This window comes from Paenibacillus cellulositrophicus (genome assembly GCF_009363095.1).
In the GTDB taxonomy this organism is placed as follows: Bacteria; Bacillota; Bacilli; order Paenibacillales; family Paenibacillaceae; genus Paenibacillus_AQ; species Paenibacillus_AQ favisporus.
Window position 1 is genome coordinate 142,533 of the sequence record NZ_CP045295.1, and the last position, 14,843, is coordinate 157,375.

Here is a 14,843-nt window from a genome sequence, read left to right on the forward strand (position 1 = left end):
TGCAAAGGAGAGCGCAAATATTCCGCTCTTTGCGACCTCTTATATTTTTGCATGGAATACTTATCTAATCGGTAATCGGACTATGTTCTTGTCCATTACGGCAATCGGTACAAGTTCTTGTCCTGGGCTCGGGACAAGAACTTGTACCGATAAAACAAAAAAGCCGCTAAAATAGCGACTTTCAATGGGACTATGTTCTTGTCCCTCGACACCAAACTCAAACAAAAAATAAAAAAACCGTTGGGATTAATCATCAACGGTTTTTTAAAATTCAACTTTTTAATAAATAGATCAACCGATTTTTGGAGTTGTCGGATGTTCTCATCATCATCAGGTTCGCTCATGACTTTCCCGCGCAAGATCGAAGCTTGCTCAAAATATTACTTCTGCACCGCTTCTTTCAGAATTTCGACCTTCTGATCCTTGGACATATCCCATGTGGTTGAAATGCTGTATTCGAAGCCACCTTCATGCCAAAAAACGTATTTTGGATAGATATGTGCCGGTAATTCATCCTCAAAGAAACCTTTTTTCTTGCTTCCTTCTGAGTCCAACGTATATTTCGAAATGGCCAGCGTATCTTTCCCGTTCGTATATTCAAGACGGATGGTTGCCGCCTCTTTCCAGTCTATCTTTTTCGCATAGACGGGTTTACCGCTCTTCTTGCCTTCGGCCCTTACTTCATCAAGGAATTTTCCTTCGGTTGGACCTTCAATTCTTGCTTTGGAAAACTTATATCCCTCCGGCAAGTTGGCGGGCTGCTTCAGAATGGAGCCCTCGAGCGTAGCAGCACTTTTCAAGTAGTCCTCGTAAGCGGTGAATGTTTCTATCCCTCCCCAATAACTTAGGTCGAATCCACTGTTAGGATCCTTATATTTATGATACAGAACGTACATATCGCCTGTCTCTTCACTAAGTTTCTTCACTCTATTGGTCTCATCTTCGATATACTTTTTTTCCTCTGGAGTTAGAGCCTTGGCTGCAGCTACTGCTTTTTTCCGCGCCTTTTCCAGTTCTGTCTTGTAAAGCTCGCGGTCTATATTTCCCTCGGGATAGATCATATCCGAAACATGATTCACAACAGCTTTTGAATCCTGTTCCGATTGCACGGGAGCCTTCGGTGTTACGCTCCCTGAATCGCTTTCCTTAGCATTAACCAATGTCACGCTGCCAAGCGCAATAATCATCCCCATAGCCAGAATGGACAGGCGGTATGATTTTTTGTGAAATTGTTTAATCATCGTAAGTCTCCTTTTCATTTGTTTATGTGTGGCGGACAAGCCGGCAAGCCCCGGTTGGCGTTGCTTTCCTGAATAATGCTCCAACACATGGATGATCGTTTGTCCGTATGCATTGTTTTGCTGCGGGCTCATCCGATTCAAGGCGCATGCATCGCAGGCCATCTCCTGATCCTGTCTTGCTTTACGTACGGCTAGCCATAATAACGGATTAAACCAATGGATGATCAGGATGATATGCATCAACCAGTTCACGGCGACGTCCCGCCGCTGAATATGCGCGAACTCATGCGCCAGAATATATTGAAGTTGATCTTTTTTCAGCGTAATGAGCAGACTGGGCGAAATAACGATCGCCGGATTGCGAAAACCGACCACGGCAGGTCCGGGAATTCGCTCGCTGGCCACAAACTGCACGTTACGCTTTACGCCTATTTGCTGTTTCGTCTCGTGAAACACGGCCGATAGAAGAGGCATATCTATTTTTCGACCCGTGCGCAGAGCTTGTTTCAATCGAAGCTGGTCGCATACCGTTTTCGCCGAAAAAAGCAGCACGCCTGCAAGCCAGACCGACATCAGCGTATTGGCGAAGCCTATTTGCTTGAACCCATTCCACCAAAATCCGCTCTCCTGCACAGGTCCCGATTCAAATGCAGGTACTTCCGAAGTTCCGCTTGCTTCCGGGTTTGTAGAGCGCTCAACATGAACAGTTGCCTCGCTTATTCTCCCCGCTTCCTTCCAACCCGATGAAGCTTGAGTTTGTTGATGAATACCGGGCGCTATGGCCTCCAGGGACAAAACATTGTATAGGCTAAGCGAGGATTCCGGGGCCCAAGGGAGCAGCAGGCGAATGGCCACGGGAAGCCAAAGCCAATATTTCCATCTGGCTTCAATCTTGTTTCTTAATAGAAACTGCAGGATCAGGACAAGTACAATCAGGATGAAGGCCATGAACGATCCGCGAATCACCCAGCCGAAAAAAGACGATACATTCTCAAGCAATGTAAGACTCATCAGGGCTCTCTCTTTTCTGTTTCCCCGTCGCTGCGGTTTTCGTCAAACAAAGCCTTTAAATCCTCGATTTCTTGTGCATTTAGTTTCTTATCCTGCAGAAAGTTAGCCAGCATCGGCTTTAAAGCTCCCCCATAGAGTTTTTTCATGAAGGATTTGGTTTCGGATTGCAGATACTCCTGCTCGCTGATGATCGGAAAAAATAGTTGGGTGCGCTTTGAACCCTTTTCCAGTTTCGCACCCGCTGCTTCCTTCTGCACCAGACGAGTTAGGAGCGTCCGGGTCGTATTGGGGCTCCACCCCATTCGATCCGTCATTTGCTTTACGACCTCGCTGGAAGGGCAGTCGCGATTGGCCCATAATACACGCATAACTTCCAGTTCTGCATCCGTAATCGGTGGTATTTGATTCATGCATGAAACCTCCAAAGTCAATGTACTCAAACTACATATGTAGTTACAATACACATGCTACAATTGTAGTTTAGTAATGTCAACTTGTATGTGAGAGCGTAATATTCACGTTTTTGTTACACACAAAAACGTTTCGCACGTCTGCGGTCATGACGATCTCCAAAAGAACCCATGTAATCGTATTTTGGAGCACCTGTTCGAGAAAACCTATAGCTGAATTAATATGTTATTTTTTCACGGCTGCTTTTAAAATTTCAATCTTCTGTTTCCTGGGCATATCCACAGATGAGGTTGAAATGCTGTATTCGAATTTGCCGCCATCATTCCAAAAGACGTATTTTGGAAAGACGTGTGCCGGCAGCGTATCGTTATAAAAGCCTTTCTTCATGTTTCCCTTTGAATCTACCGCATACTTGGAAAAGCCCAGCGTGTCTTTTCCGTTCGTATATTTAAGTCCGATTGTTGCCGCCTCTTTCCAGTCGATCTTTTTCACATAGATGGGCTTTCCGCTCTTCTTACCTTCGGCCCTTACTTCATCAACGAACTTTCCTTCGATCGGAGCTTCAATGACTGCTGTTAAGAACTTGTATCCTTTTGGCAGGTTCGCAGGCTGCTTCAAGATCGATCCCTTCAGGGTAGAGGCTTTTTTCAAGTAGTCCTCGTATGTTGTGAATTCATGTATCCCTCCCCAATAACTAATATCAAATCCGCTATTTAATTGGGGGTATTTATAATACAAGACATACATATCGCCAGACTCTTGGCTCAACTTCTTCACTCTTTGGATCTCATTTTCGATAAACTTTTTCTCCTCTGCAGATATAGTCTTAGCTGCTTCGGCCGTTTTTTTAACAGCGGCTTCTTGGACTTTCTCGGAGGATTGCGTCTTCGCCGCGAGGCTGACGGAAGAACCCATTAATAAAATGCTGCTTAGTGTCGCGATTGCTACTTTCGTTGCTGCTTTCACTTGGTAATGCTCCTCTCCTATAATTAAATTTTTTTATTTTTACAAACTACAGTTGTAGTTGCAAATTAATACTACAACTGTAGTTAATTAATGTCAATACGGTTTGTGCAGAAATTTATTTAGTTTTCGTTAAATACAAAAAAAGCCGCTAGTCTAAGCGACTTATAAGGGGACCAACCGTGTTTAGTTTATTTATTGAGCTATCGTCTCCCGTTAGTTTAATGGAATTTTTTGATTGGAGAACAGTGCCACTTTAACGACAATAACAAATTAATCTTGCACTTCGATAACAAATACGTAGCTTGAACTACCTTCAGAAATTCTCTTTTCCTTATCTTTTAGCCAAGTTGCTGAAAGAGAATAGTAATAAGCACCTTTTTCTTCAGGAGCATGGAAGGAGTTCTCATTTATTGTTTCTTGAGAATGTGCGCCATTATGATATTTGGAAAGGCTTATCTCAGTTGGCTGTTTTCCTTCAAATCTAAACTTTTTAGTTTTTCCTAGACTTCCATACCCCACTGTCAATCTCTCTTTGACATAAGCTATTAACTGCTCAAAGTATCATCTATTGTATAAACCCCACCTTGCCCCTCTTCTACTAAATAAACATCAAAATCATTTGATCCCCACATGACAAATCTAAATTCCTTGCCCCGAGGAGCTCTCAAATGCACGGTTTTAAAAGGGCTGGCTTTATCGCTTAATTTGCCAAGTAAGGAAACTGTACGGTCTGCACCTGCTAATAGTATACCTTTATCCAAACTTTCGGGATCGTTATAGAAATAAAGGATATGATGCGTATCAGCAGTATTGTCCGAAACGGCTCTGACGGATACACCACCATCCACCGTGTTAGCAATGGTAAATCTTTTGCCATCCTTCAGTTCCAAGTAATGTTCATGCTCGGAAACATACCTTTCTACACGACCGCTTTCGAGGTTGTAAAATAAATCCGCTGATAGTGTATTGGGCCACATCCCATTAACCTCGGAACCATCCGCTAATGTCGCCTTCATGAAATATAGAATCGTGGTTTCGCTGGGCATTCTCCTTGTAGGTACCAGCTTAGCGGTAACATCGCTAATCCAGTTTTTTAATACGCTGTCGTTTAGTTTCAAGTCCTCTGATACCCACCCTAAACGAAGCAAAGCGATCTGAGCTTGAGATAAAGCATAGTACATTCCTAGCTGAGGAATGATACGTTCAAATACCGTTATCGTTTTGGCAATGGCTGTAACCGTCTCGGATGCCCCTACTGCCGTGTTTCCGTACATAGAACCGACTTCTGCTTTAAAATGAGAATCAAGGAACATAAGTGAACCTTCATTCTTGTTCAATGTAACTTTCAGTGTCGAGTATGCAGTTCCTTCATTAACAATTTCTAAAGCCCTGTTAAAGGCATAAGACTCTCTATACTTGCCTGTATCGGAAATTATACCGAATCGTCTCGTCAATAAATCATTTAATTTCTTAAGCAAAAGATCTTTATTAGCTTCGTTGCTTATTGAAGCGGCGTCAAGACCCAATAACCTGACAATCCCCTCAGGCTGGTAAGGGTCAACAGGATAGTTGATCGTTTTACCAAAGTGCTCTTTAAGTCGTTCAGATAATAATATCAGTTCTGACTTCAGCAGCAAATTGCAAAGAGATAACACATCCTCGTTCAGATACATATATACGAAACTTTCATTTGCGATAATCGTTTCCAGAATATCTGCAAGAAACATATCGCTTACCAGAAAATCAGACCCTACTCGCAAAGCAAGACGACCATCATCTGAAAATCCGGCTCTAACAGGCGGAAGAGAAAGTTCAACATGATGATCTAACTTCAAAGCGATTCCAGGTTGCTTGGATGTATCATTATGTTCATCAATCGCTGATTTTAGTCTCATACTCATCTAAACTCCTTTATACATGACTCCTCTGTAGGGAAGGCTATTTCAAATGATTGTTTGCTTGCTCTCTCGAGCAATCTCTTTTCGAACGATCGGTGCGACGCGGGTGCCAAACAACTCGATGGCGCGCAAGACTTCGCGATGCGGCAATGTGCCGATATTGAGATGTAAGAAGAAACGGTTCGTACCTAGATTCTTTCGAACGAGAAGAATCTTCTCCGCGACATATTCAGGATCGCCAACATAAAGGGCTCCATTAATACCACGCGCAGCATCGTAAGATGTACGGCTGTATGGCGGCCATCCTAACACTTTGCCGAGTTCATTCATTTGAACCGACGTGTAAGGAAAGTGTAACTCGGCAGCCTGATTCGTTGTTTCTCCAACGAAGCCGTGTGAGTGTGTCGCAATTCTAAGTTTACTCACATCGTGACCGGCCTCGGCGGCAGCTTGTTTATACAATTCGACTAACGGAGCAAATCTTTCCGGCATTCCGCCAATAATGGCAAAGACGATGGGCAGCCCCAGGGCTCCTGCTCGAATGGCCGATTCAGGGCGCCCCCCGGTTCCGACCCACACCGGAAGCGGGTCTTGGACGGATCGCGGATAGACGCCAAGATTTTGGATCGCGGGGCGATGACCACCTCGCCATGTGACTTTTTCCGAAGCTCTAATCTTTAGAAGCAACTCAAGGTGTTCTTCAAACAATTCGCTGTAGTCATTCAAGCTGTAGCCAAACAATGGGAACGAATCAATAAAGGATCCCCGGCCTACCATAATTTCTGCCCTGCCGTTACTGATGCTATCCAACGTGGAAAAAGACTGGTATACGCGAACCGGATCATCCGAGGAAAGAACGGTAACGGCACTCGTGAGCCGAATTCGCTTGGTTAAAGCTGCAGCCGCTGCAAGCACCACGGCTGGCGATTCAGAGGCATAATCAAATCGTTGATGCTCTCCGATTCCAAACACATCAAGGCCGACTTGATCGGCAATAACGATCTCTTCGATCCCGTTCCGAATCCGCTCGGGGTGGCTCATCCTCTTGCCCGTTATGGGATCCGGTGAGTTCTCTAGAAAAGTATTGATGCCTATTTCAAAGTTGTCTGTGAATTCAGCCATCGTTGATCCTCCTTCATTTCCTGCTGTAAATACCTTAAATGGATTAATTTCTACTTGATAGTAAAACTGCTGTTGATTGCAGGCAAAAATATATTATCGATGACCCGCAGCAACGTTTTTTGGCGCTACTTCATGGATACGTTTAAGATCCGATTCCGTAAGCTCAACCTGCAAGGCGCCTATATTCTCTTCTAAATATTTTCTTCTTTTCGTTCCCGGAATAGGCACGATATCGCTGCCTTGCATCAATATCCATTTCAACGCCAGTTGAGGGGCAGTGCATTCCTTTTCAGCAGCCATTTCTTGAATACGGGCGACGAATTGGAGGTTTTTCTGTAAGTTTTGTCCTTGAAATCTGGGAAAATTACGTCTAATATCGTCGTACCCCAAATCCTCGTATCGTTGAATCGTACCGGTTAGGAACCCACGTCCAAGCGGGCTGTAGGCTACAAAACCGATGCCTAGCTCTCTGAGGGTAGGAAGAACTTCGTCTTCAATGTCTCGGGACCATAAGGAATATTCCGTTTGCACTGCCGATAATGGGTGTACTGCATGTGCTCTGCGTATCATATCTGGCGAGGCTTCTGAAAGGCCGATATATCGAACCTTCCCTTCCTTTACCAGATCAGCCATCGCCCCCACAGTCTCCTCGATTGGTGTATATGGATCGATACGATGCAGATAATACAGGTCGATGTGGTCAACGCCTAATCTGCGCAAGCTTGCTTCGGCGGCAGCCTTAACATATTCCGCTCTTCCGTTATATTCCCACATCGGCCCTTTGTCACGTACTACACCGAACTTGGTAGCCAAAGTGACCTCATGACGTCGATCTTTGATCGCTTTTCCCACCAGTTTTTCATTTTCGCCGACACCGTACATATCCGATGTATCTAAGAAACCTACACCAAGTTCTAAAGAACGATGAATCGTCCGTATGGATTCTTGTTCATCCCGGTCACTGCCGTAAAAATCGGACATGGTCATGCAGCCTAATCCCAGAGCAGAAACTTCCAGCCCGCTTGATCCAAGCGCTCTTTTCTCCATAAAAAATCACTCCTCATGTTCAATGCTGAAATAACAATATGGTATGTTCTGCCCATTTTCTCATACGCTTTTTAGTTGTTCGGCTACATTCTGTTTATTTTTCAAAGCAATCGAAATTACTGCAAACACGGTTGCAAGTAATACGATTAGTCCTCCGACCCATCCAACCGATGATAGAGAAAGTTGTTCGACAATCACACCACCTAGAACTGCTCCCAAGGCGACACCAAGATGGAATGCAGAGGAATTCAAACTCAAAATAATATCGGTTGATTGAGGTGCCATAGTAACCAGATTAAACTGCTGTGCTGGGGCCGTTGTCCAAGCTCCAAGCATCCAAAGAGCTAGTATGAACAAGGCGCCTGCAAAGGTAACGGCAGCAACCGGGAGAAAGAACAGGGCAATCACATGAAGGAGCAGACTTGCAATCAGTGTTCGAGCAATTCCCCATTTATCGGCTCCGTATCCTCCTATACGTGCTCCTACTACAGCCATAAGTCCCATACCTAGCAAGACTAGGCTGATTGTATTGGAGTTAAGACCTGCGTTTTCGCGCAGCAATGGCGCTAGATACGTAGAAACAACAGAATAACCTGTAATAAAGAATAAAGAGGTTAACAAGCCACTTATTACTTTGAATTCTTTAAGTACGGCCAGTTGTTTAGATAGCGAAATCGCTTCTTGACCGGATAACTTAGGAACCGCTTTTGCGATGGGAACAGTCGTTGTTATGGTAATTACGCCAAGGATAGCGAAGATCCATCGCCATCCCATATACTCCCCGATCAAAGTGCCTAAAGGAAGACCGATGACAAGTGAAAGACTTGTTCCCATTAAGACAGTACCGATCGCACTTCCTCTTCTCTCTGGCGGAGCTATTTGTGCGGCTACCCCCAAGGCAACAACGGCGAAAATACCTGCGCTCACTCCCAAGACAGCCCGGGAAGTCATAAGGAATGCATAATTAGGACTTAGAACAGCAATGATATTGCCAATAACAAAAGTACATAGTGCTGCCAGTAATAGCACTTTTCGATCTATTTTTGATGTAATAGCGATCAGAATCGGCGTACCCACTGCGTAGGCAATGGAATACACAGTAACTAATTGTCCGGCAAGACCTATGGATACGTTTATATCTGAGGCAAGCATGTCAAGAATTCCAGTAATAATCGATTCGGCCGTACCGACCACGGTCGCACCTAATGCAAGAAAATAAATAATCAATTTGTAGCTCTTCATGTTGTAGTCCTTCATAAATGCTTCATTTCCCCCGTTTTCCTAATATAAAATGGATATGGAATCTAAATGAATAAAACAATTCATCAAGAAGCTTTTCTACACATTAGGATGCCATTGTCCCTTGTTTGAAAGCATACGGCGTCCACCCCCTTTCAATCGAACGATCGATCAACTTTATTCAAAAAAATTATCGAACGATCGATCAACTTACTGCAAAAAAATTATCGATCGTTCGATCAATTTATTTCAAAAAAATGGGCTGCTCATGCTTTAATAGCATCCCAGCTCATTTGAATCATTTTATCGATATTAGCAGAACTGAATTCATATTCACCATTTATATACTCTTTCCCCATTTGGACAAATGGCAGACAGGAGTAGGTAACCAAAAGATTGGTCTCCAAATCCTTGAATAGTCCTTCTTTGATCCCCCTCTCGAATAGAGCATACATCGGCTTGAACACACCACCGTTTTGGTCTTTACAGCTTTTGCGTATAAACGGAGAGTCAAGAAACTGTTCCATTAACAGAAAGTTAGCTTTATTATTCACAATATAATTGGAATAATTACGCAAGATCTTCTCAAAACCATCCTTGACTGACATATCCGCTGTTACACCTCTAAACATCATCTGATGCATTTGATCCTTGAGGTTAAAATATAGTTTAATCAGCAAGTCTTCTTTACTTTCAAAATAAAAGTAAATGGATGATGAAGAGATGCTTGCCCTCTTCGCAATTTTGGACATGGATATATCGGATAGTCCTATTTCATTGAGAAGTGCAATTGTTGTCTGATAGATAAGTTCCATTTTGTTTTCAGATTTGTTTTTCATGAACTGATTATAATCGATCGTTCGTTCAAAATCAAACTGTATTTTCACTGATTAACCCCAACGACTTGCAATATCTCCCCATGTAAAGTGGTCTGCCTCTATTATGCCCACATGTACAGTCGGATGGAACGCTCGTATCTCGACTTTTCATTCGGACGGACTCTGCACTGTCCACAGACTTCTACGAAATTTCTTAAGTGATTCGCTATTATCCTAACTTCATTTTCGCGGATTGAAATCGACCTTAATCTCCGGGCCGCTTAGTTCACGTCCTTCGTCTCCAGGCGAAGCATCGACAGCCAGGCAATCCACAAGCCGGCGGCTCCAAGCAACAGTTGGATCTCCAAGTTGGAGTTAATGGATACCAGTGGTCCGTTAAAGCCGGAACATACGATGAGCACCAGCAGGATGGAGGAGACCATCGTGGCCGCAACCGAATGCTTGCGCATGCCGAATAACAAAGGCATCAGCGCTATCGCGGCAGTCGACAGCTAACTGACGGTGTACTCGATCAGCAGCACTCTTATCTGTTCCATCGTCAGCGAATCCGCAATGAATGGATAGAAGCGATCCACGGCGACCAATATGGAACCCATCAGCACGTCGGTGAACAGGATCATTCCGAATGTAAAAACGAAGATGATGACCAATTTGGCAACGATCAGCTTGTGGCGTTTGATTGGATACGTAAAGAGCACAGTCAACGCTTTGTTTCTGTATTCCAAGACAATCATGGATGAGAGCAGCGACCCGGCGAATATCATGAAGGTTGCCCTGACGAAGGTGTCGATCAGCATAAACGACCCCGGGTACGTGGAATAAGCATAATCCTCAGCTCCATAATCGGTAATGCCTATCAGGGTCAGAAACAGAAGGATCGCTAGGTCGGCCAAGGCGCCATAGCCGATATAACGGGCGAGCCGGTACTTCCGGAATTCCAGCGAGATCAGTTTAAGCATCGTCACGATCCCCCTTCATCAGGTTCATGAAATATTCCTCCAGAGAGTGCGCCCGTTTGAAGATCGATTCGATAGCAACGTCGTGGCGAACGAGGCCCGCATTCAGGTGCTAATCATATCCGGGTGCACTGATGTATTGGGCTGTGTCCTTGAGCGCCCGTAAGTTACTGTCATTGGCGTTCATGTGCTTCGATTTGACGGAGAATTTCGTCAACGACGTGCGCGATCGGTGCGGTGGCGTCGATTATAATCCCGTTTTTAGGAACGCCTTCATTCGTTTGATGCAAGCGCGCACTAATTTCCCGTTCCTCTGGTCTGCCACCCCAGTCAGTTGGGTCCAGCGCCACTCGCTCATCAATCCGCCGGAGAGAGGTTTCCAGGTCGACTTCAAGGACAAACACGCCGTCGAAGAGGTCGATGAATTTGGGGTAATTCCGCGAACCACCGCAGAAAAATGTTACCGCCTCATCCTGATTGTCCACCAATGCTTTTACTTTATCAACATGCCAAATGTGGTGTTCGGGTTTAAAGCCATCCGTCGGGGTACCCGTTTCCGGATCGCCTTGATAAGCCAATTCACGGTCACCATGAATAGCATGGTAGCCGCGCTGCTGCAATTCGTTGCAGACCGTAGTTTTGCCAGCGCCGGAAACGCCACCAATCAGATAATTCCTAATGCCCATAGCAGACCCTCCATTCAACTGAATAAGCACAATATATTAGATGTTTCTATCTGCACTAAACTGCCCGTTAGCTTAATAAACGATTTATGCCAAAAAACGCTATAAAGCACAAATTGCGAGGTCAAAGATTAATTGATGGGGAGGGCCTTCCAGTACTTCCACGCTTTTAGATAGCTCTCTAAATCATGCGGATGGAATTGAATACAGATACCAATACGGCAATAAAGTTGAAAGATAACTTCTTCAATAAACCTTGATCTCTCCAAAGGTTCATGATTCAGCAAATTGAATGCAGGCAATATGGTTTCTAGGTTTAAATCTTCTGGAGAGGAACAAAAAGCATACGTAAAATCGTATAACAGAGGGCCAATCATTGGCGAAGGGTCTATAACACCAACTAATGAGTGTTCAAGAAATACAAAATTATGGACACCAGTATCTCCATGGAGCAAAAATCTTGCTTCATTCTCTGCACTTTTGGATATTCTTTCAACAATGGATTCCAATCTATAATAATCCTCAATTGGTAAAAGGCTTCCCCAATTATTTCTCGTATCTTCTAAACTCCGAATGTTCCATTCACGCCAGGATTGAACCGGTGATCCTAGTCTTCCCCACTTGTCTGTATGTAGATGTTTTTCGTAATGATTGAAGAGCTCTCTCACCAATGTTGTCAACCAATTGATTTTTAAACCATTGGCAGTATGAGTTGTACCTGCAATGTATGAATATACGATATACTCTTTTGCTGGATCAGTATAGAGAATTTTAGGCAAAAGATTAATGTGCCGATGTGTATTAAGAAATTGTTCCGCCAAAATAATTTGGTTCGAGTGATCTATTTTTAAAACGTATTTCGATTCGCTGTGCTCTGAAAGAATATAAACCCGCCCATCTGTAGAACCAGTCCTATTTTTGGTTGCAATAACAGTGTTATCAATTAAGCCTTTTTCATGAAGATCTTTGAGGATACTGTTTATATCTACTTGTTCAAACATACAATTTCCCCTTAACTATCGATTAGGCGAATATGTGACTAATATAACTCTTGATAAAATTCCTTTTTTTATACCTTCATCTATAAAGATCGTATAGTTGACCAGGAGGAAGTTCAAGGTAAAGTTTTGTTTAAATCAACTATCCTGCCCGTTAGCTTAATGAATTAGTATAGTGAAATGTAGTTTGATGCTTATCTAATCGGTAATCGGATTATGTTCTTGTCCTTTACGGCAATCGGTACAAGTTCTTGTCTTTTCTTCGGGACAAGAACTTGTACCGATAAACAAAAAAACCGCTAAAATAGCGGCTTTCATTGGGACTATGTTTTTGTCCCTCGACACTTTCAATGGGACTATGTTCTTGTCCTTCGACAACAATACAGGATTTCATAGTTAGTCACCGCCTATGTATTTTACATTGGCACCTATCTTACAGCTGGACGATGCCCCGTTCGACCGCTATAGCGACTGCTTGGGATCTTGAATTCACCCCCAATTTATTGTAGATGTTCGTTAGATGTGCTTTTACCGTACGTTCGGAGATTCCCATATCGCCGGCTATTTCTTTGCTTCGATAACCACGTGCAATAGCCTGAAGAACAATCCGTTCTTTCTCAGAGAGCAATGTGTTCTCTGTGGACGTATCCTGCTCGCTATAGCGTTTACGCCTTGATGAAAATACTCTTTCCACAATTTCTGGCTGCAGCAGCGTTTCTCCACGTACTGCGGATTCAATCGTGCGGAATAAATGATCTCTGCCCGTATCCTTCAAGAGATATCCTTTGGCACCCAGTTCAAGCCCGCTTATCATCAGTTCATCTTCATTATAAGTCGTTAATATAACGACGGGGATATCGATGTTCCTTTCTTTTAGCTCCATCATGGTCTCCAATCCACTCATTTTAGGCATATTCAAGTCCATCAGAATGACATCAGGTGTAAGAGATTCCAATAACTTCAAGGTCTCTACTCCATTCTCCGCTTCACCTATGACTTGAAAATTCTCATTCGTCTCGATCATAAACTTGAGCCCTTCTCTTACTACTAAATGATCATCAACAATAAGTATGTTGTAAGTCATGTGGTCTCTCCCTTCTTATCTGTTGTATCTATCTTGATTACAGTTCCGCAAGGTATGTTATTGGTGATTATAAGCGATCCCCCTAAAATCCGAACTCGCTCTTTCATTCCAATTAGTCCGTAATGTCCAGACATGGAATTCTTTTGATTTGAAGCTATGCCTATTCCATCATCTTTGATTTCAAGCTTCATGTTCTCGTCTTCTATATGAATACATACCCACACATGACTGGCTTTAGCATGCCGGGCCACGTTGGTTAAACATTCTCCTATTATATAAAGCCCATGTTCCATCATCAACTTGGATACGCCCCCCTTCATGCTCATATCAAGAAATACTTGAATGCCGGTGGCATTCTTGAACCGTTCTACTTCCTCGTGAACCGCATCCGAGAAGTCGACGGTAACAAACGTTTTTGAGCGAAGATTATCGATGGCCAACCTGGCTTCGGATAGTGTTTTCTTGGCATGGATCATGGAATGCTGGACGATTTCTTGAGCCCTTTGGTTGTTGCCTTTCGTCAAATGTGCGTCGACCGCATCCAATTGCATAATGATACCCGCCAGACCTTGGGCAAGCGTATCATGCAGATCCCGAGCCATTCGTTGACGTTCGTTCGAAAGAGTTAGTTCCTCAACTTTGCGATGTGCTCGCCCCAGATCTTCAAGAAAGGCTTGGGTACGGATCCTAGCATGAACCTGCTTTAGAAATAAATCGGCAAAAGAAACGAGAATGACAGTTATCATTACATACAAGATCGATAATAAAATCAACATTTCTAATTGTCCCATAATGAAGAGAGTTGATATGAGTAAAACATAGTAAAAAACGGACAGCATGACCATTTTAATTTTGTGATAGTAAACTCCAACACTCTGACATGTCAATACGGGATACAACCCAAGTATTAATAGAGGAGTAGCTTGATCCATAATAAGCGCACATCCCATAATAATCAGGCCTTGAATCAGAAAATAAACCCAAGGATATTTATCCGTCAGGGATGAGAAGTGCCAGATTAATGAGGCGTGAAGAATCATCAATCCTGAAAAGAAAGATAAAGCAATCAACGATGGCTCGTGCAGAAGCTGTACAAACATGGATAGAAAATAAATAAAAAGAACCCAAGTCATGCTCGGAACTCTGGCATTAACTAAGGTGTCGGGTAAGTTGTCGTTATATCGATTTTGTTGCGTTCGTTGCTTTAACCCGTTTTCCGTTTTCATGTGTCCTCCATATCGTTCTATCTATGATAACAACATTCAAGTTCTTCCATTTATATTTTCTATTATACCCTTATTTTCGACACAAAAAATCGTACATAAGGGCATTTCTCCTCATGTACGAT

The 14,843-nt window shown here is 43.4% G+C and carries 15 protein-coding genes; all 15 read right to left on the reverse strand.

Going from position 1 to position 14,843, the window contains the following annotated elements; genetic code table 11:
- Positions 1 to 380: 380 nt before the first annotated feature.
- The 15 genes from GCU45_RS00440 to GCU45_RS00515 all read right to left on the reverse strand — a co-directional run bounded on the left by GCU45_RS00440 (position 381) and on the right by GCU45_RS00515 (position 14,721).
- Positions 381 to 2,252, reverse strand: a complete 1,872-nt coding sequence (locus GCU45_RS00440) for a M56 family metallopeptidase (RefSeq protein WP_152397621.1) — start codon at positions 2,250 to 2,252, stop codon at positions 381 to 383.
- Positions 2,252 to 2,662: a BlaI/MecI/CopY family transcriptional regulator gene (locus GCU45_RS00445; RefSeq protein WP_089547399.1), complete on the reverse strand. Its 411-nt coding sequence runs from the start codon at positions 2,660 to 2,662 to the stop codon at positions 2,252 to 2,254. The genes GCU45_RS00440 and GCU45_RS00445 overlap by 1 nt, the downstream gene beginning before the upstream one ends.
- 226 nt (positions 2,663 to 2,888) lie before the next feature.
- Positions 2,889 to 3,629 carry a hypothetical protein gene (locus GCU45_RS00450; protein WP_152397622.1) on the reverse strand — a complete coding sequence of 247 codons (741 nt, stop codon included), beginning with the start codon at positions 3,627 to 3,629 and terminating at the stop codon, positions 2,889 to 2,891.
- A 270-nt stretch (positions 3,630 to 3,899) separates the two neighbouring features.
- Positions 3,900 to 4,148 carry a hypothetical protein gene (locus GCU45_RS00455; protein ID WP_152397623.1) on the reverse strand — a complete coding sequence of 83 codons (249 nt, stop codon included), beginning with the start codon at positions 4,146 to 4,148 and terminating at the stop codon, positions 3,900 to 3,902.
- Between the two features lie 26 nt (positions 4,149 to 4,174).
- Positions 4,175 to 5,524, reverse strand: a complete 1,350-nt coding sequence (locus GCU45_RS00460) for a hypothetical protein (protein ID WP_152397624.1) — start codon at positions 5,522 to 5,524, stop codon at positions 4,175 to 4,177.
- Between the two features lie 48 nt (positions 5,525 to 5,572).
- Complete coding sequence (locus GCU45_RS00465; RefSeq protein ID WP_152397625.1) at positions 5,573 to 6,649, reverse strand: LLM class flavin-dependent oxidoreductase; 1,077 nt, start codon at positions 6,647 to 6,649, stop codon at positions 5,573 to 5,575.
- A gap of 93 nt (positions 6,650 to 6,742) precedes the next feature.
- Positions 6,743 to 7,696 (reverse strand): aldo/keto reductase, encoded by a 954-nt coding sequence (locus tag GCU45_RS00470; RefSeq protein ID WP_152397626.1) that lies wholly within the window; start codon positions 7,694 to 7,696, stop codon positions 6,743 to 6,745.
- Positions 7,697 to 7,756: 60 nt separating this feature from the next.
- On the reverse strand, positions 7,757 to 8,938 hold the full coding sequence (locus tag GCU45_RS00475) for an MFS transporter (protein WP_167527039.1): 1,182 nt from the start codon (positions 8,936 to 8,938) through the stop codon (positions 7,757 to 7,759).
- A 263-nt stretch (positions 8,939 to 9,201) separates the two neighbouring features.
- Positions 9,202 to 9,822, reverse strand: a complete 621-nt coding sequence (locus GCU45_RS00480; protein ID WP_244364361.1) for a TetR family transcriptional regulator — start codon at positions 9,820 to 9,822, stop codon at positions 9,202 to 9,204.
- A 212-nt stretch (positions 9,823 to 10,034) separates the two neighbouring features.
- Positions 10,035 to 10,241: a hypothetical protein gene (locus GCU45_RS00485; RefSeq protein WP_152397628.1), complete on the reverse strand. Its 207-nt coding sequence runs from the start codon at positions 10,239 to 10,241 to the stop codon at positions 10,035 to 10,037.
- Between the two features lie 24 nt (positions 10,242 to 10,265).
- Positions 10,266 to 10,733, reverse strand: a complete 468-nt coding sequence (locus tag GCU45_RS00490; protein WP_152397629.1) for an ABC transporter permease — start codon at positions 10,731 to 10,733, stop codon at positions 10,266 to 10,268.
- A gap of 170 nt (positions 10,734 to 10,903) precedes the next feature.
- The gene (locus GCU45_RS00500; RefSeq protein ID WP_152397630.1) at positions 10,904 to 11,416 is read right to left on the reverse strand and encodes an AAA family ATPase; all 513 of its coding nucleotides are present in this window, start codon (positions 11,414 to 11,416) and stop codon (positions 10,904 to 10,906) included.
- 128 nt (positions 11,417 to 11,544) lie between these two features.
- A complete protein-coding gene (locus GCU45_RS00505; protein ID WP_152397631.1) occupies positions 11,545 to 12,414 on the reverse strand; it encodes a phosphotransferase in 870 nt (289 codons plus the stop codon).
- A gap of 430 nt (positions 12,415 to 12,844) precedes the next feature.
- On the reverse strand, positions 12,845 to 13,495 hold the full coding sequence (locus GCU45_RS00510) for a response regulator (RefSeq protein ID WP_152397632.1): 651 nt from the start codon (positions 13,493 to 13,495) through the stop codon (positions 12,845 to 12,847).
- Positions 13,492 to 14,721: a sensor histidine kinase gene (locus GCU45_RS00515; RefSeq protein WP_152397633.1), complete on the reverse strand. Its 1,230-nt coding sequence runs from the start codon at positions 14,719 to 14,721 to the stop codon at positions 13,492 to 13,494. The genes GCU45_RS00510 and GCU45_RS00515 overlap by 4 nt, the downstream gene beginning before the upstream one ends.
- Between the last annotated feature and the right edge of the window lie 122 nt (positions 14,722 to 14,843).

Excerpts from the sequence above, each read along its gene's own strand:
- GCU45_RS00440 (WP_152397621.1), bottom strand. The coding sequence starts at position 2,252 with ATGAGTCTTACATTGCTTGAGAATGTATCGTCTTTTTTCGGCTGGGTG.
- GCU45_RS00445 (WP_089547399.1), bottom strand. The coding sequence starts at position 2,662 with ATGAATCAAATACCACCGATTACGGATGCAGAACTGGAAGTTATGCGT.
- GCU45_RS00460 (WP_152397624.1), bottom strand. The coding sequence starts at position 5,524 with ATGAGACTAAAATCAGCGATTGATGAACATAATGATACATCCAAGCAA.
- GCU45_RS00465 (WP_152397625.1), bottom strand. The coding sequence starts at position 6,649 with ATGGCTGAATTCACAGACAACTTTGAAATAGGCATCAATACTTTTCTA.
- GCU45_RS00470 (WP_152397626.1), bottom strand. The coding sequence starts at position 7,696 with ATGGAGAAAAGAGCGCTTGGATCAAGCGGGCTGGAAGTTTCTGCTCTG.
- GCU45_RS00475 (WP_167527039.1), bottom strand. The coding sequence starts at position 8,938 with ATGAAGAGCTACAAATTGATTATTTATTTTCTTGCATTAGGTGCGACC.
- GCU45_RS00485 (WP_152397628.1), bottom strand. The coding sequence starts at position 10,241 with ATGCCTTTGTTATTCGGCATGCGCAAGCATTCGGTTGCGGCCACGATG.
- GCU45_RS00490 (WP_152397629.1), bottom strand. The coding sequence starts at position 10,733 with ATGCTTAAACTGATCTCGCTGGAATTCCGGAAGTACCGGCTCGCCCGT.
- GCU45_RS00500 (WP_152397630.1), bottom strand. The coding sequence starts at position 11,416 with ATGGGCATTAGGAATTATCTGATTGGTGGCGTTTCCGGCGCTGGCAAA.
- GCU45_RS00505 (WP_152397631.1), bottom strand. The coding sequence starts at position 12,414 with ATGTTTGAACAAGTAGATATAAACAGTATCCTCAAAGATCTTCATGAA.
- GCU45_RS00510 (WP_152397632.1), bottom strand. The coding sequence starts at position 13,495 with ATGACTTACAACATACTTATTGTTGATGATCATTTAGTAGTAAGAGAA.
- GCU45_RS00515 (WP_152397633.1), bottom strand. The coding sequence starts at position 14,721 with ATGAAAACGGAAAACGGGTTAAAGCAACGAACGCAACAAAATCGATAT.